General features: G+C 69.3%; 25 protein-coding genes and 1 tRNA gene. 17 read left to right on the top strand and 9 right to left on the bottom strand.

Translation table 11 applies throughout. The annotated features are described in order from the left end of the window. Positions 1 to 49: 49 nt before the first annotated feature. On the bottom strand, positions 50 to 958 hold the full coding sequence (locus GT007_RS17365) for a DMT family transporter (RefSeq protein ID WP_160122924.1): 909 nt from the start codon (positions 956 to 958) through the stop codon (positions 50 to 52). A 112-nt stretch (positions 959 to 1,070) separates the two neighbouring features. Between GT007_RS17365 and GT007_RS17360 the strand changes: the two genes are divergently transcribed. Both GT007_RS17360 and GT007_RS17355 read left to right on the top strand, forming a co-directional pair. After that, entirely contained in the window at positions 1,071 to 1,487 is a 417-nt protein-coding gene (locus GT007_RS17360; protein ID WP_160122923.1) for a rhodanese-like domain-containing protein, read from the top strand. A 2-nt stretch (positions 1,488 to 1,489) separates the two neighbouring features. Continuing rightward, positions 1,490 to 2,512 (top strand): polyprenyl synthetase family protein, encoded by a 1,023-nt coding sequence (locus GT007_RS17355; RefSeq protein ID WP_160122922.1) that lies wholly within the window; start codon positions 1,490 to 1,492, stop codon positions 2,510 to 2,512. A 259-nt stretch (positions 2,513 to 2,771) separates the two neighbouring features. Here GT007_RS17355 and GT007_RS17350 read toward each other — a convergent pair whose 3' ends face one another. Further along, entirely contained in the window at positions 2,772 to 3,389 is a 618-nt protein-coding gene (locus GT007_RS17350; RefSeq protein ID WP_160122921.1) for a YqgE/AlgH family protein, read from the bottom strand. Between the two features lie 149 nt (positions 3,390 to 3,538). On the opposite strand from GT007_RS17350, the gene GT007_RS17345 reads away from it, so the two are divergent. The 6 genes from GT007_RS17345 to thiE are packed head-to-tail and all read left to right on the top strand — an operon-like array spanning position 3,539 to position 8,818. Next, positions 3,539 to 4,021: a peroxiredoxin gene (locus GT007_RS17345; protein WP_160122920.1), complete on the top strand. Its 483-nt coding sequence runs from the start codon at positions 3,539 to 3,541 to the stop codon at positions 4,019 to 4,021. 53 nt (positions 4,022 to 4,074) lie between these two features. Then, on the top strand, positions 4,075 to 5,187 hold the full coding sequence (locus tag GT007_RS17340) for a glycosyltransferase family 4 protein (RefSeq protein ID WP_160122919.1): 1,113 nt from the start codon (positions 4,075 to 4,077) through the stop codon (positions 5,185 to 5,187). Positions 5,188 to 5,217: 30 nt separating this feature from the next. Further along, the gene (locus tag GT007_RS17335; RefSeq protein WP_160122918.1) at positions 5,218 to 5,793 is read left to right on the top strand and encodes a GbsR/MarR family transcriptional regulator; all 576 of its coding nucleotides are present in this window, start codon (positions 5,218 to 5,220) and stop codon (positions 5,791 to 5,793) included. A gap of 4 nt (positions 5,794 to 5,797) precedes the next feature. Beyond that, positions 5,798 to 7,156 carry a cytochrome ubiquinol oxidase subunit I gene (locus GT007_RS17330; RefSeq protein WP_160122917.1) on the top strand — a complete coding sequence of 453 codons (1,359 nt, stop codon included), beginning with the start codon at positions 5,798 to 5,800 and terminating at the stop codon, positions 7,154 to 7,156. Then, complete coding sequence (locus GT007_RS17325; RefSeq protein WP_160122916.1) at positions 7,153 to 8,166, top strand: cytochrome d ubiquinol oxidase subunit II; 1,014 nt, start codon at positions 7,153 to 7,155, stop codon at positions 8,164 to 8,166. Before GT007_RS17330 ends, GT007_RS17325 begins: the two co-directional genes overlap by 4 nt. Before the next feature lie 31 nt (positions 8,167 to 8,197). Beyond that, positions 8,198 to 8,818 (top strand): thiamine phosphate synthase, encoded by a 621-nt coding sequence (thiE, locus tag GT007_RS17320; protein ID WP_160122915.1) that lies wholly within the window; start codon positions 8,198 to 8,200, stop codon positions 8,816 to 8,818. A gap of 248 nt (positions 8,819 to 9,066) precedes the next feature. Here the strand turns inward: thiE and GT007_RS17315 are convergent, their stop codons facing one another. After that, positions 9,067 to 9,546 carry a flavin reductase gene (locus GT007_RS17315; protein ID WP_160122914.1) on the bottom strand — a complete coding sequence of 160 codons (480 nt, stop codon included), beginning with the start codon at positions 9,544 to 9,546 and terminating at the stop codon, positions 9,067 to 9,069. Positions 9,547 to 9,719: 173 nt separating this feature from the next. On the opposite strand from GT007_RS17315, the gene GT007_RS17310 reads away from it, so the two are divergent. The 3 genes from GT007_RS17310 (at position 9,720) to GT007_RS17300 (ending at position 13,485) form a co-directional block, all read left to right on the top strand. Beyond that, the gene (locus GT007_RS17310) at positions 9,720 to 10,427 is read left to right on the top strand and encodes a dienelactone hydrolase family protein (RefSeq protein ID WP_160122913.1); all 708 of its coding nucleotides are present in this window, start codon (positions 9,720 to 9,722) and stop codon (positions 10,425 to 10,427) included. Positions 10,428 to 10,565: 138 nt separating this feature from the next. After that, a complete protein-coding gene (locus GT007_RS17305) occupies positions 10,566 to 12,152 on the top strand; it encodes an ABC transporter substrate-binding protein (protein WP_160122912.1) in 1,587 nt (528 codons plus the stop codon). Between the two features lie 4 nt (positions 12,153 to 12,156). After that, positions 12,157 to 13,485, top strand: coding sequence for an LLM class flavin-dependent oxidoreductase (locus tag GT007_RS17300; RefSeq protein ID WP_160122911.1), 1,329 nt, complete (start codon positions 12,157 to 12,159; stop codon positions 13,483 to 13,485). A gap of 3 nt (positions 13,486 to 13,488) precedes the next feature. Here GT007_RS17300 and GT007_RS17295 read toward each other — a convergent pair whose 3' ends face one another. Both GT007_RS17295 and GT007_RS17290 read right to left on the bottom strand, forming a co-directional pair. Continuing rightward, on the bottom strand, positions 13,489 to 14,163 hold the full coding sequence (locus tag GT007_RS17295) for a GntR family transcriptional regulator (protein WP_160122910.1): 675 nt from the start codon (positions 14,161 to 14,163) through the stop codon (positions 13,489 to 13,491). Between the two features lie 58 nt (positions 14,164 to 14,221). Continuing rightward, a complete protein-coding gene (locus GT007_RS17290; RefSeq protein ID WP_160122909.1) occupies positions 14,222 to 15,112 on the bottom strand; it encodes an ABC transporter substrate-binding protein in 891 nt (296 codons plus the stop codon). Positions 15,113 to 15,181: 69 nt separating this feature from the next. Between GT007_RS17290 and GT007_RS17285 the strand changes: the two genes are divergently transcribed. From GT007_RS17285 to GT007_RS17260, 6 genes are all read left to right on the top strand, one after another. Next, the gene (locus GT007_RS17285; RefSeq protein WP_160122908.1) at positions 15,182 to 16,132 is read left to right on the top strand and encodes a Bug family tripartite tricarboxylate transporter substrate binding protein; all 951 of its coding nucleotides are present in this window, start codon (positions 15,182 to 15,184) and stop codon (positions 16,130 to 16,132) included. Positions 16,133 to 16,477: 345 nt separating this feature from the next. After that, complete coding sequence (locus tag GT007_RS17280) at positions 16,478 to 17,218, top strand: SDR family NAD(P)-dependent oxidoreductase (protein ID WP_160122907.1); 741 nt, start codon at positions 16,478 to 16,480, stop codon at positions 17,216 to 17,218. 11 nt (positions 17,219 to 17,229) lie between these two features. Beyond that, complete coding sequence (locus tag GT007_RS17275) at positions 17,230 to 18,432, top strand: acyl-CoA dehydrogenase family protein (RefSeq protein ID WP_160122906.1); 1,203 nt, start codon at positions 17,230 to 17,232, stop codon at positions 18,430 to 18,432. After that, on the top strand, positions 18,425 to 19,402 hold the full coding sequence (locus GT007_RS17270) for a phosphotransferase family protein (protein WP_160122905.1): 978 nt from the start codon (positions 18,425 to 18,427) through the stop codon (positions 19,400 to 19,402). The genes GT007_RS17275 and GT007_RS17270 overlap by 8 nt, the downstream gene beginning before the upstream one ends. Next, a complete protein-coding gene (locus GT007_RS17265; RefSeq protein ID WP_160122904.1) occupies positions 19,386 to 19,694 on the top strand; it encodes a hypothetical protein in 309 nt (102 codons plus the stop codon). Before GT007_RS17270 ends, GT007_RS17265 begins: the two co-directional genes overlap by 17 nt. Further along, entirely contained in the window at positions 19,691 to 20,467 is a 777-nt protein-coding gene (locus tag GT007_RS17260; RefSeq protein ID WP_160122903.1) for an enoyl-CoA hydratase-related protein, read from the top strand. Before GT007_RS17265 ends, GT007_RS17260 begins: the two co-directional genes overlap by 4 nt. A 43-nt stretch (positions 20,468 to 20,510) precedes the next feature. On the opposite strand, the gene nusG is transcribed toward GT007_RS17260, so the two are convergent. The 4 genes from nusG to GT007_RS17240 form a co-directional block, all read right to left on the bottom strand. Further along, positions 20,511 to 21,050 carry a transcription termination/antitermination protein NusG gene (gene nusG, locus GT007_RS17255; protein WP_160122902.1) on the bottom strand — a complete coding sequence of 180 codons (540 nt, stop codon included), beginning with the start codon at positions 21,048 to 21,050 and terminating at the stop codon, positions 20,511 to 20,513. A gap of 14 nt (positions 21,051 to 21,064) precedes the next feature. Continuing rightward, entirely contained in the window at positions 21,065 to 21,256 is a 192-nt protein-coding gene (gene secE, locus GT007_RS17250; RefSeq protein ID WP_160122901.1) for a preprotein translocase subunit SecE, read from the bottom strand. A gap of 67 nt (positions 21,257 to 21,323) precedes the next feature. Further along, positions 21,324 to 21,400: transfer RNA gene (locus tag GT007_RS17245), tRNA-Trp, on the bottom strand. Between the two features lie 55 nt (positions 21,401 to 21,455). Beyond that, on the bottom strand, positions 21,456 to 21,598 hold a 143-nt coding region (locus GT007_RS17240; RefSeq protein WP_457852343.1), incomplete at its 5' end, for an EF-Tu C-terminal domain-related protein.

Below are 21,598 nucleotides of genomic sequence, written 5' to 3'. Positions count from 1 at the left end.
CGCTCAGGGCAACGCCAGCTCAGGGCAACGCCAGCTCAGGGCCGGCCGTTCATGCCTTCGATGTCATCAACGCCACCCCGCCCATCACCGCCAGCATGCCCAGCAGGGCGGAGGGCGGCAGCGAATCGCCCAGGAACACCACACCGATCGCCGTGCCCACCGGCACCCGCAGATAGGCCTGGGAGGTGGTGGCGACCACGCCCAGCGTGCGGATCAGCCGGAACCAGATGACGGAGGCCAGCGCGGTGCAGAACACCGAGAACACCACCAGCGCCACCAGCGCCCCGGCGGGCGGCGGCCAATGGGGCGGCCCCTCCAGCGCCAGGCCCAGGGGCAGCAGCACGAACATGCCGCAGAACTGCGCGCCGAAGGCCGGCACCATCGGGTCCCGCGCCGCGAAACCGAGGCCGGTGTAGCCCGACAGCGCGAACAGCGCGCCCGAGACCACCAGCGCCAGCATATGCGGCACCGAGCCGCCCATCATGCCCTGCTGGCCCACGATCAACCCCACGCCCAGCACCCCCAGCACCACGCCCAGGGCCTTGCGCCAGCCCGGCGGGTTGCCCCTTTGCAGCGCGAGGCCGAAGAAAAACGCGAAGATGGGCGAGGTGCAGGACAGGATGGTGGCCAGCGAGGCCTGCACCTGCTGCGCGCCCCAGGCGATCAGCACGAAGGGCGTGACGGTGGCCAGGGCGGCCTGCAGCATAAAGGCGCGCCAGCTTGCCCAGTCCCTGGGCACTTCCAGCCCGCGCCAGCGCAGCAGCCCGTACAGCAATGCCGACGCCAGCACACAGCGCAGCCCCACCATGGTGATAGGCGCGAAGCCGGTGGTCGCCACCTTGATGAGCGCGTAGGAGGACCCCCACAGCAACGCCAGCAGCCCCAGCAAGGCCAGCTCGAATCCACGGCCGCGCCCCGTGCTGCCCATCTGGCCGCCCACCTCGGCTGATGCCGGCATCCCCCGTTCTCCCCCCATCTTTCATCAGCATAGCGTGCCCCCCGGTTGCGGCCACGCCCCTCACGGCCCATACCTAGGCCCAAATCTACCCCTCGATGCAGGAGCGCCGGTCATGTCCCCCGTGCCCGAAATCTCGCCCGCCGATGCCTGGGCGGCCATCCAGTCCGACCCGGACGCCGTGCTGGTGGACGTGCGCACCGACGCCGAATGGAACTTCGTGGGCGTGCCGGACCTGTCGCCCGCCGGCAAGCGCGTGGCGCTGATCCCCTGGCAGCTCTATCCCTCCATGGCGGTGAACACCCAGTTCGCCGAGATGCTGCACAAGGCCGGCGTGGAGCCCACCAACAAGGTGTATTTCCTCTGCCGCTCCGGCGCGCGCAGCCTGGCGGCGGCCCAGGCCAGCGCCCAGGCCGGCTACGCCCACGTGTTCAACGTGACCGACGGCTTCGAGGGCCCGGTGGACCATGAGGGCCATCGCGGCACCGTGGGCGGCTGGAAGGCCTCGGGCCTGCCCTGGATGCAACGCTGAGCATGGACGGCGCCCCCACGAAAGCGGAAGTGGCCGGCAAGGAAGACGCGCTCTCGGCCATACTGGCCCTGGTGCGCGACGATATGGAGGCGGTGAACCGCCTCATCGTCCGGCACATGGACAGCCCCGTGGCGCTGATCCCGCAACTGGCGGCCCATATCGTGGCCGCCGGCGGCAAGCGCCTGCGCCCGCTGCTGACGCTCGCCGCCGCCCGCCTCTGCGGCTATCCGGCCGGCGGCCCGCGCCATGTCGCGCTGGCCACCTGCGTGGAATTCATCCACACCGCCACCCTGCTGCATGACGATGTGGTGGACGAAAGCGCCCTGCGCCGCGGCCGCGCCAGCGCCAACGCGCTGTTCGGCAACAAGCCCTCCGTCCTCGTCGGCGATTTCCTGTTCGCCCGCGCCTTCGAGCTGATGGTCCAGGACGGCTCGCTGGAGGTGCTGCGCATCCTCTCCGCCGCCTCCGCCACCATCGCGGAGGGCGAGGTGCTGCAGCTGATGACCCAGAACGACACCGCCACCACCGAGGCGCAGTACCTGGAAGTCATCCACGGCAAGACCGCCGCCCTGTTCGCCGCCGCCACCCGCATCGGCGCCGTGGTGCAGGACCGCCCCGCCGCCGAGGAAGAGGCGCTGGACGCCTATGGCCGCACCCTTGGGGTCGCGTTTCAGCTGGTGGACGACGCGCTGGACTACGCGGCCGACGAAGCCGTGCTGGGCAAGACCGTCGGCGACGATTTCCGCGAGGGCAAGATCACCTTGCCGGTGCTGCTCGCCTTCCAGCGCGGCGACGAGGCCGAGAAGACCTTCTGGCGCCGCACCCTGGAAGACCGCGACCAGACCGACGCCGACATGGCCGAAGCCCAACGCCTGATCGCCAAGCACGGCGCGCTGGCGGAAACCTTCGCCCGCGCCCGCGACTACGGCCGCCAGGCCCGGGAAGCCCTCAGCCCCTTCGCCGACAGCCCGGAAAAATTCGCCATGCTCGGGCTGGTGGATTTCTGCATCGAACGGGCCCGGTAGGGCGCGACCAGGCTAGGAAGTCGCATGCGGGAAGGGCTCTGCCCTCCCCGCACCCCACCCGCCAGGAGCCGAAAGGCCCCTGGACCCCATCAGTTAGGTTTGGAAGTTCGGGGTGGGGGCACGGAGCGTGCTCCCGACCAGGCTGCCTGTCGGTGCTCCCACCCCGAACTTCCAAATAATTGGGTTCCAAGGGCCTTTCGGCCTTTGGTGGGGGGAGCGCGAGGGGGGCAAAGCCCCTCTCGCACGCCGCCTTCCCCGCTCAGGCATGCCCCGCCGCGCCGCTCAATAGCAGCGGGTCCACCTTGAGTTTGGCCAGCGCCTGCCGCCAGGCGTTCTGGGGTTTGCTGGCGAACAGGATGTCCGGGTCCGCCGGGGCGGTCAGCCAGGCGTTGGCCGCGATTTCGCTTTCGAGTTGGCCCGGCCCCCAGCCGGCGTAGCCCAGCGCGAGCACGCATTGGCGGGGCCCGTTGCCTTCGGCGATGGCTTTCAGCACTTCGACCGAGGCTGTCAGGGCCGCACCTTCTCGTTCCGGCCCGCCGGGTACGGGCAGGGTGCCGTCGGTGCTCCATTCCGGGCTGTGCAGCACGAAGCCGCGCCCGGCCTCCACCGGCCCGCCATTGACCATGCGGATGGCGCGGGCGGGGGGTGTGGGGGCGATGTCCAGCTGTTTCAGCAGGTCATCGAAGCCGAAGCTGTCCAGCGGCTGGTTCAGCACCAGCCCCATCGCGCCGTCCGCGGAATGGGCGCAGAGGCAGATGACCGCCTGCGCGAAGCGGGGGTCCTGCATGGAGGGCATGGCGATCAGCAGCTGGCCGGTCAGCCAGTCGCCGGAGCCGTGGCTGGGGCCGGTGCCCGTCCCGCCGCCTGTCTTGCGCATCGGTGCGCCCATGATCCGAGGTGCCTGTCTGCTTCCCATGCGGCAGATGTGGAACGCCGGGCGCCGCGCCACAAGGGTCTTGTGGCCCCGGATGACAGGGGGGGCCCGCTTCGCTACCCTCCGCCTCCCCAAGCCAGGAGAGGGAACAGATGACGATTCAAGTGGGTGACAGCATTCCCAGCGTGAAGGTCACGCTCGCCACCGCCGAGGGCCCGAAGGAGGTGGACGCGGCCGCGTTCTTCGCCGGCAAGACCGTCGTGCTGTTCGGCGTGCCGGGCGCCTTCACGCCCACCTGCTCCGCCAAGCACCTGCCTGGCTTCGTGCAGAACGAGGCGGCGCTGAAGGCCAAGGGCGTGGACACCATCGCCTGCATCGCCGTGAACGACGCCTTCGTCATGGGCGCCTGGGGCAAGGACCAGGCGGTGGGCGACAAGGTGACGATGATCGCCGATGGCGGCGCCGCCTTCACCAAGGCCACGGGGCTGGAATTCGACCTGACGGCGCGCGGCCTCGGCCTGCGCTGCCAGCGTTTCGCGCTGGTGGCCAAGGACGGCAAGGTGACGCACCTGGCCATCGAGAAGCCCGGCGAGTTCGAGGTGAGCAAGGCCGAATCCGTCCTGGCCGCGCTCTGATCCTCGACGTCTCACGCCTGCTGGCCGTCGCCTTCCGGGGGCGGCCTTCGGGCATGGACCGCATCGAGATCGCCCATGCGCGCCAGGCGCTGGGCGATCCGGCCGCGGTGCTGGTCGCGCGCAGCCTGTGGGGTTGGTATGGCGCCGTGCCGCGTGGGGCGGTGGCGGCGGTGCTGGCCGCGCAGGACCGGCGGGCGCGCCCCCGCTGGCTGGTGCTGTGGCTGTGGCTGCGGCTGGCCTGGGGGCTGGGCCGGGCCGGGGCCATCCGGGCGGCACGCCAGCCCGGCGCGGTGTTCAGCATCGTCAGCCATCACGGGCTGGAACGGGGGCGCGCGATCGAGCGGCTGATGCGCCAGGGCGCCGCCTTCGTGCCCATGGTCATCGACATCATCCCCCTGACCCATCCGCAATTCCACCGCGCGGCGCAGGGGCCGCGCCATGCGCGGCGCATGCTGAACGTGGCGCGGCTGGCCAAGGGCGTGATCTTCATCAGCGAGACGGTGCGCCACCAGGCCCAGGCCTGGCTGGCCGAGCAGGGCACGCGCCTGCCACCCAGCGCCGTGGCGCCCATGGGCATCGACCTGCGGGCCAGCGCGGCCGTGGCGCCGGGGACCGCCCCCTATTTCCTGGCGCTGTCCACGCTGGAGCCACGCAAGAACCACATGCTGCTGCTGGAGGTGTGGCGCGAGTTGCATGCCCGCATGGGCAGCGCCACGCCGCGCCTGGTCTTCGTCGGCCGCCCGGGGTGGGAGAACGAGCCGGTGGAGCGCTTCATCGCGGCCCACCCCGAATATGTCGAATGGCACGGCCATGTGCCGGAGGCCGAGTTGGCCCGGCTGCTGGGCGGCGCGCGCGCCCTGCTCTTTCCCAGCTTCGCCGAGGGGTTCGGCGTGCCGGTGGCCGAGGCGCTGGCCGCCGGCGTGCCGGTCATCGCCTCCGACCTCGCGGTGCTGCGGGAGGTAGGCGGCGACGTGCCCGAATATCTGGAGCCGCTGGACGGGCTGGGCTGGCTGGACGCGGTGCGGGACTACGCGGACCCCCAGCACCCGCGCCGGGCCGCGCAGCTGGCGCGGCTGGCGGGTTGGCGGGCGCCGGGGTGGGAGGCGCACTTCGCGGCCTGCCGGAATTTCATCGAGGGACTTGCGGCAGATCAAACTCGATCGTAATTTCAGTAAGGACTGAAATGACGAAAACCCATGCAGCTCTCACCCCTCACCCAGGCCTTCGTCCTCCATTTCGGAGAGATGGGGTCGCGCTGGGGCATCAACCGCACGGTGGGGCAGATCTATGCCCTGCTCTACCTCTCGGCCCCCGTCCCCCTCGCGGCCGATGACATCGTGGAGGCGCTGGGCGTCTCCCGCTCCAATGTCTCCATGTCCCTGAAGGAGCTTCAGGGCTGGAACCTAGTGCTGCTGCGCCACATCCCCGGCGACCGGCGGGACCATTTCACCACCCCCGACGATGTCTGGCAGATCCTGCGCGTGCTGGCGGAGGAGCGGAAGAAGCGGGAGGTGGACCCGACGCTGACCGTGCTGCGCGAATTGCTGATGCAGAAGCCCGCCAGCGAGCAGGACAGCCACGCCCAGGCCCGCATGGGCGAAATGCACGCGCTGATCGAACAACTGACCACCTGGTACGAGGATGTGAAGAAGCTGGAGACGGAACGTCTCGCCTCCCTCCTCGCGCTCGGCAGCAAGATCACGAAACTCCTCGACACCACCGAAAAGGTGGTCAAATTCGTCAAGGGCAAACGCCCCAGCCGGGAGGGCTGAGATCATGGACGCACATACCCTGGCGCGCATCCAATTCGCCGCCAACATCTCCTTCCACATCCTGTTTCCCACCATCACCATCGCGCTGGGCTGGGTGCTGCTGTTCTTCAAGCTGCGCTTCAACGCCACCCGCGACCAGAAATGGATCGAGGCCTATTTCTTCTGGGTGAAGGTCTTCGCCCTGTCCTTCGCCATGGGTGTCGTCTCCGGCATCACCATGAGCTTCCAGTTCGGCACCAACTGGCCGGGCTATATGGAACGGGTGGGCAATATCGCGGGCCCGCTGCTGGCCTATGAGATCCTGACGGCCTTCTTCCTGGAGGCCTCCTTCCTGTCGATCATGCTGTTCGGCTATCGCCGCGTGCCGGGTTGGCTGCACACCGGCGCCACCCTGCTGGTGGCGGGCGGCACCACGCTCAGCGCCTTCTGGATCATCGCGCTGAATTCCTGGATGCAGACCCCGGCGGGCTATGAGATCCGCGACGGCGTGGCCCATGCGGTGGATTGGTGGGCGATCGTGTTCAACCCCTCCATGCCCTACCGCCTGGCGCATATGCTGATCGCCTCGGGGCTGACGGTCTCCTTCCTCATCGCCGGCGTCTCCGCCTGGCAATGGCTGCGCCACAGCCGGATGCCGGCGGTGCAGGCGGCGCTGCGCACCGGCATCGTGATGGCGGCCGTGCTCGCCCCCACCCAGCTGTTCGTGGGCGACGCGCATGGGCTGAACACGCTGGAGCACCAGCCCGCCAAGATCGCGGCGATGGAAGGCCACTGGAACACCGGCGGGCGCGTGCCGCTGCTGCTGTTCGCCTGGCCCGACGAGGCCGCGCGGGACAACCATGCCGAAATCGCCCTGCCCGGCGTCGCCAGCCTGATCCTGCGCCATGAATGGGATGGCGTGATCCAGGGGCTGAACGACTTCGCGGGCGAGCACCCGCCGGTGGCCCCGGTCTTCTTCGCCTTCCGCATCATGGTGGGCCTCGGCGTGCTGATGATCGCGGCGGGGCTGACGGGCGCCTTCTTCCTGTGGCGGCGCGGCATGCCGCCGGTGCCCCTGATGTGGCTGCTGGTGCCCATGACCTTCGCGGGCTGGGTGGCCACGCTCGCCGGCTGGTACGTGACCGAGATCGGCCGCCAGCCCTGGCTCGTCACCGGCATCCTGCGCACCGCCGACGCCGCGGGCCCCGTGCCCGCCACCCATATCGGCGGCAGCCTGGCGCTGTATCTGGCGCTCTATGTCGTGCTGCTGCTGGCCTATGTGACCACCATCCTGCATCTGGCCGCCAAGGCGGGCCACACCCACCCGCCCGAGCCCCCCGCGGGCATGGAACCGGGCGGCATCGTCGCGGAGACCCGCTCATGACCCCCTTCCTGCCTCCGGAATACCTGCCGGTGATCTTCGGCGCGCTGATGGCCATCTCCGTGCTGGCCTATGTGGTGCTGGACGGCTTCGACCTGGGCGTGGGGCTGCTGCTGCCCGCCGCCCCCGAGCAGGCGGACCGCGACCGCATGGTGGCCTCCATCGGTCCGTTCTGGGATGCGAACGAGACCTGGCTGGTGCTGGGCATCGGCCTGCTGCTGGTGGCCTTCCCGGCTGCCCATGGCGTGGTGCTGACGGCGCTGTACCTGCCGGTGGCGCTGATGCTGATGGCGCTGTCGGTGCGCGGCGTGGCCTTCGAATTCCGCGTGAAGGCCCCCACCCCGCGCCAGAAGCGCATGTGGGACCGCGCCTTCTTCGGCGGCTCCCTGGTCGCGTCCCTGTCCCAGGGCTGGATGCTCGGGCGCTATATCCTGGGCTTCGACGGCGGGGCGGTGGCGCTGCTGTTCGCGGCCATGTGCGCGGCGGGGCTGGCCATCTGCTATGCCTTCATCGCCTCCACCTGGCTGGTCTGGCGGATGGAGGGCGACCTGCAGCGCCGCGCCATCGGCTGGGCCCGGCGCGCGCTGCCGGCGGTGGCGCTCGGCATCCTGCTGGTCAGCCTGGCCACCCCCTATGCCAGCCCGCGCATCTTCGAGCGCTGGTTCAGCCTGCCCAACCTGGTGCTGCTGGCGCCGCTGCCGCTGTGCACGCTCGGCCTCGTGGTGCTGCTGCGCAGCATCCTGCGCCACATGCCCTATGCGAATGACGCGCTGGCGGGGCTGCCCTTCGCCTCCGCGGTGGGGTTGTTCGTGCTGTCCTTCATCGGGCTGGCCTGGAGCTTCTTCCCCTATGTCGTGCCGGACCAATTGACGCTGTGGCAGGCGGCCAGCGCGCCGGAATCGCTCAGCATCATCCTGGCGGGCGCGCTGGCGGTGCTGCCGGTCATCGCGGCCTATACCGTGCTCGCCTGGACCGTGTTCGGCGGCAAGAGCCGCGACCTGCACTATGATTGACGCCACCCGCGGCATGGGGGCAGAAGCCCCCATGCCCGATTGCCGCCTCTACCTGATCACCCCCCCGCGCCTGACCGATGGCTTCGACACGCTGCTGGCGCGCGCGCTCGATGCCGGCGATGTCTCCTGCGTGCAGCTGCGCCTGAAGGACGCGCCCGCCGACGAGGTGGCCCGCGCCGTGGAACGCCTGATGCCCATCACCCAGTCGCGCGGGGTGGCCTTCCTGCTGAACGACGATGCGGAAACCGCGAAGCGCCTGGGCTGCGACGGCGCCCATCTGGGCCAGACCGACGGCGACCACGCCGCCGCCCGCGCCACGCTGGACAGCCATATCCTGGGCATCACCTGCCATGCCTCCCGCCACCTGGCGATGACGGCGGGCGAAATCGGGGCCGATTACGTGGCCTTCGGCGCCTTCTTCCCCACCACCACCAAGGAGACGGAACACGTCGCCACGGTGGAACTGCTGGAATGGTGGCGGGAGATGATGGAAATCCCCTGCGTGGCGATCGGCGGCATCACCGCGGAAAACTGCGCGCCGCTGGTGCGCGCGGGCGCCGATTTCCTGGCGGTGGTGGGGGCGGTGTGGAACCACCCCGATGGCCCCGATGCCGGGGTGCAGGCGATGAACAAGGCTATCGCCGAGGCTTGAGGCGCCTCAGGGGCGTTGCCCCCGAACCCCCACCGAGGGGCTCTGCCCCTCGGCTCCCCGCCAAAGGCCGAAAGGCCCTTGAAACCCATCAGTTTGGCGCCTTACCTTGGCAGGCATAGCGCCATTTTCATTATAAAAATCAATAGGAAACACCTTCCCAAGGTCAGCACCAAACTGATCTAGGTCCAGGACCGAGCACGGTCCTGGCGGGGGTGTCGGGGGCGGAGCCCCTGACGGGCGCCCTCCCCTCAGCGCACCAGGTGATAGCCCCGGTTGAAGTAGACCAGCCCGCCGGCATCCTGGCCCAGCCGCACGGCCTTCACCTCGGCGAAGATCACCTTGTGGCTGCCTTTTTCGACCACTTCCCTGATCTCGCAGTCGAAGCTGGCCGCGGCTTCCTGCAGGGCGGGGGCGCCGGTGGCGAGCGTTTCCCATTCGCCCACGGTGAAGCGCTCGGCGCCTTCCAGCCCGTGGCGGCCGGCGAAGGTGTCGGACACATTCTCCTGCCCGGCGCCCAGCGTGTTCACGCACAGCACGCCGTTGGCGGCGAAGGTGTCGGCCGCGCTGTAGTTGCGGTTCATGCAGACCAGCAGGGTCGGCGGCTCGTCGGTCACGCTGGTGACGGCGCTGGCGGTGAAGCCCGCGCGGCCGGCCTGACCACCAGTGGTGATCACGTTCACCGCGGCGGCCAGACGGGACATGCCGTTGCGGAAATCCTGCTTTTCCATTCTCAACCCTTCCTGGCGGCCCGGTGCCGCCCCGGCCCGTGTCCCGGGCCCCAATCGGGCGCCAGCATCCTGCGAAGGGGACGCGCCGTCCAGACGTGCCGCGCATCCAAAGGGATAGCCGGGCGGCTTCAGGCGCGCGACGATAGCCCCCTATTCGACCACAGGAGGGCCCCATGACCCAGATCACGATCCCCGCCACCGATGGCAGCGGCAGCTTCCAGGCCTATCTGGCCGCCCCCGCCGACACCAGCACCCCGAAGGGTGCGGTGGTGATGATCCAGGAAATCTTCGGCGTGAACCGCACCATGCGCGCCCTGTCGGACTGGGTGGCCAGCATGGGCTATTTCGCCATCGCCCCCGACCTGTTCTGGCGCCAGCAGCCGGGCGTGGAACTGGACCCCGACGCGGGCCAGACGGAATGGGAGAAGGCCTTCGCCTATATGAACGGCATGGACCAGGCGAAGGGGATGGAGGATCTGAAGGCCACCATCGCCGCGGCCCGCGCCCTGCCCGGCTGCAATGGCAAGGTCGGCAGTATGGGTTTCTGCCTGGGCGGGCGGCTGGCCGTCATGCTGGCGCTGGACAGCGATGCCCAGTGCCACATCAGCTATTACGGCGTGGGGCTGGACGGGCTGCTGGGCGATGCGGCCAAAATCACGGCGCCCACCATCCTGCACATCGCCGAGAAGGACAAATTCGTGCCCCCGGAGGCGCGGGCGAAGATCGTGGCGGCGCTGGAAGGGCACGGGCTGGCCAAGGCCTATGTCTATCCGGGGGTGGACCATGCCTTCGCGCGGCTGAACGCGCACAGCTATGACGCGCGGGCGGCCACGATCGCGGCGGGCCGCTCGGCGGAGCTGCTGGTGAAAACCCTGGGCTGACCGCCCGGCCGGGCGGAGGCGGTCTTTTCCGCCCGGCCGAAAATTTCGAAAATCCATTGACCCCCTGCCCCGATCCCCTAGGCTGCCCCCGGAAACGCAGACAACGCGGCATCACATCCAGGCTTTCGGGGGCATGGGATGACAGGACGCAGACAGGTGCTGGCTTTGACAGCCGGCACGGCGGGCATGGGCGCGCCCGCGCTGGTGGCCGCGCAATCGGAGCGCGTGGTGCGCTTCATTCCGCAGACGGATATCACCAGCTACGATCCGATCTTCAGCTCCACCCAGGTCACGCGCAACTACGCGTATCTCGTCTACGACACGCTGTTCGGCCTGGACAAAGACCTGCTGCCGCAACCGCAGATGGCCGAGGGCTTCACCGCCGAGGATGACCACAAGCTGTGGACCATCAGGCTGCGCCCGGGGCTGATGTTCCATGACGGCACGCCGGTGCTGGCGCGCGATTGCGTGGCCAGCATCCGCCGCTGGGGCGGGCGGGACAGTTTCGGCCGGCTGCTGATGGCCGCCACCGACGCGCTGACCGCGCCGGACGACCGCACCATCGTCTTCCGCATGAAGCGCCCCTTTCCGCTGCTGACCTTTGGCCTGGCGAAATCCACCGCCCAGGCCATGGTGGTGATGCCGGAGCGGCTGTCGAACACCCCCGGACACACGCAAGTGACGGAGGTGGTGGGCAGCGGCCCCTACAAATTCCTGCGCGAGCAGAGCGTGACCGGCGCGCGCATCGTCTTCGCCAAGAACGAGGCCTACCGCCCCCGCGAAACCGGCGAGCTGGGCTGGACCGCCGGCCCCAAACTCGCGCATTTCGAGCGCGTGGAGTGGGTGATCATCCCCGACGCCGCCACAGCCGCGGCCGCCTTGCAGAATGGCGAGGTGGATTGGTGGGAAACCCCCACCCCGGACTACCTGCCGCTGCTGCGCCGCCGGCGCGAGGTGAAGGTGGAGATCAACGACCCCAGCGGCGGGTTGCCGATCATGCGGTTCAACTTCCTGCACCCGCCCTTCGACAACCCCGCGATCCGCCGCGCCGTGCTGGCCGGCACCAGCCAGCTGGAATTCATGCACGCCATGGCGGGCACCGACCCGCAGCTGTTCCGCACCGGGGTGGGCTTCTTCCCGCCTGGCACGCCCTATGCGTCGGATGTGGGCACCTCAGCGCAGGTGGACCAGCCGGACATCGCGCGGCTGAAGCAGCAGATCATCGACGCCGGCTACAAGGGCGAGCGCGTGGTGGTGCTGGGGGCGGCCGACCGTGCCTCGGTGAAGGCCGCGAGCGATGTGGCGGCCGACATGCTCACCAGGCTCGGCTTCAACGTGGACTACCAGCTGGCCGATTGGGGCACCGTCAGCGCGCGGGCGGTGAAGAAGGAACCCGTCGAACAGGGCGGCTGGAGCGTCTATTTCGGCATCTGGTCGGGGCTTTCGGTCATCAACCCGGCCGTGCACCAATCCCTGCAGGGCACCGGCGCCGATGCCTGGACCGGCTGGCCCAATTTGCCGGAGCTGGAGGCGCTGCGCCAATCCTGGCTCGACGCGCCGGACCTCGCGGCCCAGCGGCGCATCGCCCAAGCCATTCAGGAGTGCGCCTACCGGGACGTGCCCTATGTGCCGCTCGGCCAGTTCTTTGCCCCCGTCGCCTATCGCCGCAACCTGCAGGGCATGGTCACGGGCTTCCCTGTCTTCTGGAACCTGAAACGAGGCTGATCCGATGCCGATGGTCCTTGCCGCCAATGCCAATGCCTCGGGCAGCCATGTGGGCGAATGGCGGCACCCCGATGCCTGGGACAATCCCGCCGCCAATATCCAGAACGCCGCCCGCCTGGCCCAGATCGCGGAGGCGGGGAAATTCGACCTGATCTTCCTGGCCGACGGCAATGGCGTGCGGCAGCTGGACAAGCCCGCCTTGTTCGCGGCCACCAGCCCATCTGACCGGCCGGGCGTGTTCGAACCCGTCACGCTGCTGTCCGCCCTGTCCATGGTGACGCGGCACATCGGGCTCGTCGCCACCGCCACCACCACCTATGACGAGCCCTTCCACGTGGCGCGCCGCTTCGCCTCGCTCGATCACCTCAGCGGCGGGCGGGCGGGGTGGAACCTCGTCACCACTTCGAACCCCGAGGACGCGCTCAACTTCTCCCACACCGAGCATGTGGAGCGCGGCACCCGCTATGACCGCGCGGCGGAATTCGCCACCGTGGTGAAGGGGCTGTGGGACAGCTGGGATGACGGCGCCTTCCCGCAGGACAAGGCCAGCGGCCAGTTCCTGATCCCGGAGAAGGTGCATGTACTGAACCACCAGGGCCCGCATTTCCAGGTGCGCGGGCCGCTGAACGCGCCGCGCTCGCCGCAGGGGCATCCGGTGATCTTCTCGGCCGGGCAGTCGGAGACGGGCAAGGATCTCTCGGCCGCCCATGCCGATTGCGTCTTCGCGATCGAGGGCAGCATGCCCGCCGCCCAGCGCCTGTATGCCGACATCAAGGGCCGCCTGCCGAAATTCGGCCGCACGGCGGATGACATGCGCATCCTCTCGGGCGTGACCATCTTCGTGGGCGAGACCGCCGAGGAAGCCGAGGCGCTGTTCCAGCAGCTGGAGGACCTCGTCTCCCCGGCCGTGGGGGTCGATTACCTGTCGAAGATGCTGGGCCGGAAGATGCAGGGCTATGCCCTGGATGAGCCCATGCCGACATTCGACGAGGAGCACATCGGCCATACCGGCATCGGCAAGGCCATCCTGCGCATGGCCCATGAGGAAGGGCTGACGGTGCGCCAGACCTATCGCCGCATCCTGCCGCAGATGGGCGGCAACATGTTCAAGGGCGATGCGAAGCAGGTCGCTGATATCATGGAGGAATGGTACACCTCCAAGGCCTGCGACGGCTTCATGATCGCGGCCCCGGTGGTGCCCACGGGCCTCGAACGCTTCATCAGGCTGGTGGTGCCGGAATTGCAGCGCCGCGGCCTGTTCCGCACGGAATACGAGGGCACGACGCTGCGCGAGAATCTGGGGCTGGCGCGGCCGCGCAACGCCTTTTTCTAGGGCCTACCCCCGCAGCGCCGCCAGGATCGCGGCCGAGCCGTGCCGGACATGCCGGCGCATGACCAGCACGGCCATCTCGGTATCGCGTTCCAGCACGGCCTCCATCAGCCGGGCGTGATCGGCGCGCAGCACATCCTCCGGCAAGGGGTCCGGGCGGACCAGGTTGCGATAGCGGGTCGCGTGGTCCCACAGCATCTGGTGGAACAGGTTCTGGATGAAATGCTTCCCGCCCGAGGCCAGCTCGTAATGGAAGCGCAGATGCGCGGCCCGCCAGTCCAGGTTCAGCACCCGCCCCTCCGGGTCCAGATACATGGGCAGGGCTTCCAGCGCCTGGTGGGCGCTGGCGGTGCGTTCCATCCACACGGCGTCGCCGTCGCGGATCGCATCCTCCAGCAGCAGGCATTCCAGGCGTTCGCGCGCGCTGATCACCTGCTCGAAATGCGACAGGCTGAGCTCGGCGACGCGGAAGCCGCGCTGGTCATGCGCCTCGATCAGCAGGGTGGCCGAGAGGCGGTACAGCGCCTCCCGCAGCGGGGTCATGCCCACGCCATAGCGCTGGCGCAGGCTGTCCAGATGCAGCCGGGACCCGGGCGCCAGAACGCCGGAGATCACATCCTCCCGCAGGCGGGCATAGACCTGGGAGCCGATGGTGGAGGCGGCGTGTTCGTGATCGGCCAAGGGGCCCTCGCCAGAAATTCGAAATTCCTGGCGGGAAGTATAGCCGATCAGCCCGGATTCACTCCATCAGCGAATTGTCCACGCAGGCGGCCCAGCCCGGCTTCCGCTTGATGACCCCCGCCGTGAACATCGCGTGCTCCAGCTTCTCCCACGGCTCGGGCGGGAAGTACGGCGTGCGGCTCCAGATCCCCAGCGGCCGGTAGCGCGCGATGCAGCGCTGGATCAGCTCCGCATCCAGCTCCGGGAACAGCGGCTTCACCACGGCCGCCACCTCGGCATCCGGGGTGGCGTGCAGCCAGTCCTGCGTCTTGCCCAGGCCGCGCAGCATGGCGCGGAATTCCGGCGCGTATTCGCGCATGTTGGCCACGGTGGACATGAAGGTGGTGTAGCCGGTGGGCCCGCGGCTGGCCGCCGCGTGCCAGACATGGCAGCCCGCATCCTCCAGCCGCGTCACGAAGGGCTCGAACACCTGGATCACATCGAGGTCGCCGTTCAGCAGCGCCTCGGCGTTCTGCTGCATGCTGCCGGTGGTGTGGCGGGGCAGGCTGTCGGGGTCCAGCCCGTCCTGGCGGATGTCCTCCTGCAAGGCCCACCAGGGGGTCGGCACCTCGGCCACGGTGGCGAAGCGCAGCCCGGCCAGGTCACGCAGGCGGAAATCGGGCCGCGCCTCCCGCCCCACCAGGAAGAACGGGTCCCCCAGCACCGCCGCGCCGAAATCGCGCAAGGGGCAGGCGGGGTCGGCATCATGGGCCAGCATCAGGCGCATCGGCCCGCCCCAGGCGATCTCGGCGCGGCCTTCCAGCACCGCATCCTTGGCGCGGGCGGGCTCGCCGCCATCCAGCAGGGTTACCTCCACCCCCTCCGCCGCATAGGCCCCGCGTGCCAGCGCGGCATAGAACGGCACGTAGAACACCGCGCGGAAGGTTTCCTGCAGACGGATCGGGCGCATCTTTTCACCTTTCTGGACCAGCCCGCAGGCTGCACCATGTCGGCGCCCAACGGAATGCCGGAGAGCCCCATGCGCATCGCCCGCCGAGTGCTGCCTTTCCTCGCCACCCCCGCCATCAGCCCCGCCTTGGCGCAGGAGAGGCGGCCGCTGCGGCTGATCATCCCGGTGGGGGTGGCCGGGGTGACGGATGTGGTGGGGCGCATCCTGGCCGAGGCCCTGCAGAACCAGCTCGGCCGCCCCGTGGTGCCGGAAAACATCCCCGGCGCCGGCAGCACGGTGGGGGCGGCCGCCTTCCATCGCGCGCCGAATGACGGCGCCACCTTCTTCATCGCCACCAACAACCACCCGGTGATGCAGGCGGTCTACCCGAACTTCCCCCTGAACCCGGTGCGGGATTTCACGCCGCTGGCGCTGGTCGGCAGCCAGCCCTTCGCGCTGGCCGTGCATCCCTCCGTGCCCGCGCGGGACGTGCCGGAGCTGCTGGCCTGGCTGGACCGCGAAGGCGAAGCCGCGAATTACGGCGCCACCAACCCCGGCGCCACCAACCACCTGGCCGGGGAACTATTGAAGCAATTGACGCAGGGCCGCTTCACCGTCGTGCCCTATCGCACCGCGGCGAACGCCGTGCAGGACCTGGTGGCGGGCCGGATGCACTTCACGATCGACAGCCCCACCCTGCTGGCGCCGCTGGCGCGCCATGGCCGGGTGCGGCTGCTGGCCAGCTCCGGCCCCGCGCCCTCCGCCCTGCTGCCCGGGCTGGCGCCGATCGGGGCACATGTGCCCGGCTACGCGCTGACGGCCTGGCAGGTGCTGTTCAGCCGCCCCGGCGCACCGCCCGGTATGGACACGCAGATGCGCGACGCGGCACTGGCCGCCCTGGCACAGGATGCCACGCGGCAACGGCTGCTGACGGCCAGCGTGGAATTGTGGCCCGACCCGTCGCCGGAAGCGGCAGGACAGCATGTGGCGGAAGAAGTGGCACGCTGGACACCGATCGCGGCGCGGATCGGGACGGGGTGAGGGGGCTGCGCTGGCGATTAAGGTTGAGGGGGAAATGACTTTCCCCCTCGTCAAACGCGATGCGTTTGACCCCCCACTACTTTTTATCAGTTTGGGGACGGCGCCTGAGCCTGCGAAGGTTTTTCCGGTAAATTTATATAATAATATCAATTGGATAATATTGGCGCTGTCCCCAAACTCCTCGCAGGGGCCTGGGGAGATCTTATCTCCCCAGCGGATGGGGTCTGGGGAAGGCAGAGCCTTCCCCAGCCTGCCTTCCCTTTTGGCGCCATCCCCAGCTCCTCCCGCGCAAGCGTTGCACCCGCGCTCCGCTTTGGGCAGTCTTCCGCCCAACGAGGAACGTCCATGTCTCATCTGTTCGATCTGTCCGGGCGTGCCGCGCTCGTCACGGGGGCTTCCGGCCTGTTGGGGGCGCATTTCGCCCAGGTGCTGGCTGGTGCCGGCGCCCGGGTTGTGATGGCCGCCCGCCGGGTGGAGGCGATGGCCGCCACCGCGGCCGCGCTCGGCGCCACCACCGTGCATCTGGACGTGACCAGCCCGGCCAGCATCGCCGCCGCCTTCGATGCCGCGGGACCCATCGACATCCTGGTGAACAATGCCGGCATCGCGGTAACCAAGCCGGTGCTGGCCCAGACGCCCGAGGATTTCGACCAGGTGCTGGGCGTGGATCTGCGCGGCTGCTTCCTGGTGGCTCAGGAGGCAGCGCGGCGCATGGTGGCCGACCGGCGCCCCGGCTCCATCATCAACATCGCCTCGATCCTGGGGGAACGGATCATCCCCGGCGTGGCCGGCTATACCGCCGCCAAGGCCGGGCTGCTGCATCTGACGCGGCAGATGGCGGTGGAGCTGGCGCGGCATTCCATCCGGGTGAACGCCCTGGCGCCGGGCTACATCGCCTCCGACATCAACGCGGAATTCTTCGCCTCCGAGCCCGGCCAGGCGATGATCCGCCGCGTGCCGCAGCGCCGGCTGGGCCAGCCGGGGGATCTGACCGGCCCGCTGCTGCTGCTGGCCAGCGACGCCGGGGTGCACATGACCGGCAGCACCATCACCGTCGATGGCGGCCACTCCGTTTCCAGCCTCTGAAGGACACTCGCATGGATTTCGCCCTGCCGCCCGAGCTCGATGCCATCCGCCGCCGCGTGCGGGATTTCGTGCAGGACCGGCTGATCCCGCTGGAAGCCGAGCGCGCCAGCTATGACGAGCATGAGAATATCAGCCCCGCCCTGCTGAAGACCCTGCGGGCGGAGGTGAAGTCGGCCGGGCTGTGGGCGATGCAGTCCAAGAAGTATCGCGGCGGGGCGGAACTGCCCTTCATCGGCATGGCCGCCTGCTATGAGGAGATGAACCGCTCCATCTTCGGCCCCGTCACCTTCAATAGCGCGGCGCCGGACGACGGCAACATGATGGTGATGGAGCGCGTGGCGACCGATGCGCAGAAGGCCTGGTGGCTGCAGCCCGTGATCGACGGCGCGGTGCAATCCAGCTTCGCGATGACCGAGCCCGGCGGCGCCGGCAGCGACCCCACCCTGACCTATACCCGGGCCGAGCGCGTGGGCGACCGCTGGCGCGTCACCGGCCGCAAATGGTTCATCACCGGCGCCGGAGAGGCCGCGCATTTCATCCTGCTGGCCCGCACCAGCGACGACGACCGGCGCGGCATCAGCGCCTTCCTGTTCCACAAGGACCAGCCGGGCTGGCGCATCGTCCGCCGCATCCCGATCATGGGCCCGGAGGAGCATGGCGGGCATTGCGAGCTGGAATTCGACGGGTTGGAGATCCCGGACGAGAATGTGCTGATGAAGCCCGGCGACGGGCTGAAGATGGCGCAGATCCGCCTCGGCCCCGCCCGCCTGACGCATTGCATGCGCTGGACCGGCATGGGCCGCCGCGCACTGGAGATCGCGCAGGCGCATATCGAGACGCGCAAAAGCTTCGGCATCACCCTGGCCGCGCGCGAAAGCGTGCAGACCCTGATGGGCGAGGCGGCCTTGCAGCTCGACATCTCCCGCCTGCTGACCATGCGCGCGGCCTGGACGCTGGACCAGGGCGGCCGCGCGAAGCGCGAGGTCTCGATGGCCAAGATCGTGGCCGCCGACGCGCTGCACAAGGCGGCCGACACCGCGCTGCAATTGCTGGGGGCCAAGGGATACTCGAAGGACACGCCCATCGAGTGGATGTACCGCTACGCCCGCCAGGCCCGGCTGGTGGATGGCGCGAGCGAGGTGCACCGCATGGTCCTGGCCCAGGAACTGCGCGCGCGCGGGCGCGACTTCTTCACCTGGGGCGCGGATGCATAAGGCCGCGCTGGAAGGCTGGCTGAGCGGCGCGGCTGGCGCGCCGGTCGAGATCCTGTCCATGGCGCGGCTTTCGGGCGGCGCGATCCAGCAGAATTGGGGGGTGGAGGCGACGCTCGGCGGCGCCCCGCAACGCTGGGTGCTGCGCACGGACAATGCGGCGACGCTCGCCGTCAGCCGGGGCCGGGCCGAGGAATTCGCCCTGCTGCGCGCGGCCCATGCGGCCGGGGTGACGGTGGCGGAGCCGCTGTTCTGTTGCGCCGACGCGGATGTCGCGGGCGCGCCCTTCTTCGTCATGCGGCGCGTCCCGGGCACGGCCTCCGGCCACGCGCTGGCCAAGGCGGCGGCGGCGCGGGGCGGCAACCCGGCGCTGGCGGCGGCGCATGGGCGGGAATTGGCGCGCATCCACCGCATCCGCCCCCCGCGTGAGGATCTGGCCTTCCTGGGCAGCAACGACTTCATCGCCGAGATGCGCGCGCGGCTGGACGCGGCCGGCACCCCGCGCCCCGCGCTGGAATGGGGGCTGCGCTTCATGGAACGGAACGCCCCCCCTGCCCTGCCGCCGGTGCTGCTGCACCGGGATTTCCGCAGCGGCAATGTGATGGTCGAGGGCGACACCATCACTGCCGTGCTGGACTGGGAATTCTCCGGCTGGGGCGACCCGTATGAGGATCTGGGCTGGTTCACCGCCCGCTGCTGGCGATTCGGCCAGGATGGGCTGGAGGCCGGGGGCATCGGCTCGCTGGCGGATTTCCTGGCGGGCTACGCCGCCGAGGCCGGCTGGGCGCCCGACCCCGCCCGCGTGCGCTTCTGGCAGCTGGGCGCCACCATCCGCTGGGCGGTGATCGCGGCCGACCAGGCGCTGCGCCACATCTCGGGCCAGGAGCGCAGCCTGGAACTGGCCCTGACCGGCCACATGGTGCCCGCGCTGGAATGGGAAGTGCTGGAGATGACCGATGCCGGAACGCCCTGACGCCGCCGACCTGCTGGCCACCGCCCGCGCCCTGCTGCTGGAGAGCCTGCTGCCCGCCCTGCCGCGTGAGCGCCAGATCGAGGCCCGCATGGTGGCCCGCGCGATGGAGATCGCGGCCCGCATGGGCCCGCCCAGCGCCACCGTGCTGGAGGGTGCCACAGCCATGATCCGCGCGGGCCATGCCGACCCCGGCCAGCCGGCCCATGCGCCGCTGCTGGCCGCCATCCGCGAGGAACTCCGCGCCCGCTGCGCCGTCAGCGACCCGCGCGCCATCAAGAAGGACACGCCATGACCCATCAATACTGCCAGGTTCAGGATGAAGACCGCCTGCGCATCATCACCCTGAACCGGCCGGAGGTGATGAACGCCCTGCATGCCGACGCGCATGAGGAACTCAGCGCCGTGTGGGACGAATTCGCGGCCAGCCCCGATCTGTGGGTGGCGATCGTGACCGGCGCGGGCGAGCGCGCCTTCTGCGCCGGCAATGACCTGAAGGTGCAGGCCGCCGGCAAGCGCCGCCCCGGCCCGCCCACGGGCTTCGCGGGGCTGACCGCGCGCTATGACCTGGACAAGCCGGTGATCGCGGCGGTGAACGGCATCGCCATGGGTGGCGGGTTCGAGATCGCGCTGGCCAGCGACCTGATCATCGCGGCCGAGAACGCCCTGTTCGCCCTGCCGGAACCGCGGGTGGGGCTGATCGCGGGGGCCGGCGGCGTGCACCGCCTGCCGCGCATGATCGGGCAGAAGCAGGCGCTGGGCATGATCCTGACCGGCCGCCGCGTGCCCGCGCGGGAGGGGCTGAGCCTGGGCTTCGTGAATGAGGTAGTGCCGGAAGGCCAGGCGCTGGAAGGGGCGAAGCGCTGGGCCGCGCAGATCCTGGAATGCTCGCCGCTGGCGGTGCGCGCCTCCAAGCAGGCGGTCTATGCGGGGCTGGACCAGCCGACGCTGCGGCAGGCGATCGGCACCATCTACCCGGCGCAGCAGCGCAATATCGACAGCGAGGACTACATCGAAGGGCCGCGCGCCTTCGCGGAGAAGCGCAAGCCCGACTGGAAGAACCGGTAGGCGGCCGTTACGAAAAAGGGGGCCTCGCGGCCCCCTTGCTGGATCAGGTGATCTTCTCGACCTGTCCGTATTCCAGATCCACCGGGGTGGAGCGGCCGAAGATGGAGACCGAAACCTTCAGGCGGCCCTTCTCCTCGTCCACTTCCTCCACCGTGCCGTTGAAGCTGGTGAAGGGGCCGTCGGTGACGCGGATCTGCTCGCCCACCTCGAACACCACCGCGGGGCGGCGCGGCTTCTCAGCATCGTCGGACAGCTGCTTGACGATGCGCATCGCCTCGGCCTCGGTGATCGGCGTCGGCTTGTTCTTGGCGCCGAGAAAGCCGGTGACCTTGGGCGTGTCACGCACCAGGTGCCAGGTGTCGTCGGTCATTTCCATCTTCACCAGCACATAGCCGGGGAAGAACTTGCGCTCCGTCTCGGTCTTCTGGCCGCGGCGCACCTCGGTGACCTGCTCCGTGGGGACCAGGATATCCTCGATCTTGTCGGCGAGGCCCGTCTGATTCGCCTGGTGCTGGATCTGTTCGGCGATCTTCTTTTCGAAGCCCGAATAGACGTGCACCACATACCACTTCTTATCGGCCACCGTCTGGACGCTCCTCAGATGCGGAACACGTAGGACATGGCCAGCTGGATCAGCTGGTCCACCACCAGGAAGAACACGGCCGCCAGCGCGGAGAGCGCCAGCACGATACCGGTCGTCACCAGTGTTTCCTTGCGCGACGGCCAGGTGACACGCGCCGTTTCGGTGCGCACCTCCCGGACAAACTGCGCTGGATCGAACTTAGCCAAACCAGTTACCTCGTGCTCTCAAGCAATGCGGCGCCGCGGCCTTGTGGGCCGGGCGCCAGCGGGAAAGTGGCAGGGGCGGAGGGTCTCGAACCCACAACCTCCGGTTTTGGAGACCGGCGCTCTAGCCAATTGAGCTACGCCCCTAGAAACCCCAGACAACCGGCGCACCCTAAACTCGGGGGCGCCGGTTGCAAGGGGGTTACTTCGTGATGGAAGCCACCACGCCGGCGCCGACGGTGCGGCCACCTTCGCGGATCGCGAAGCGCAGGCCCTCATCCATCGCGATCGGCGCGATCAGCGTCACGTCCATCGAAACGTTGTCGCCAGGCATCACCATCTCAA

Origin of the sequence: Rhodovarius lipocyclicus (genome assembly GCF_009900765.1) — a bacterium.
Taxonomy (GTDB): Bacteria; Pseudomonadota; Alphaproteobacteria; order Acetobacterales; family Acetobacteraceae; genus Rhodovarius; species Rhodovarius lipocyclicus.
The sequence above is the reverse complement of the archived record's forward strand: the minus strand, read 5'-3'. Positions and strand labels throughout refer to the sequence as shown.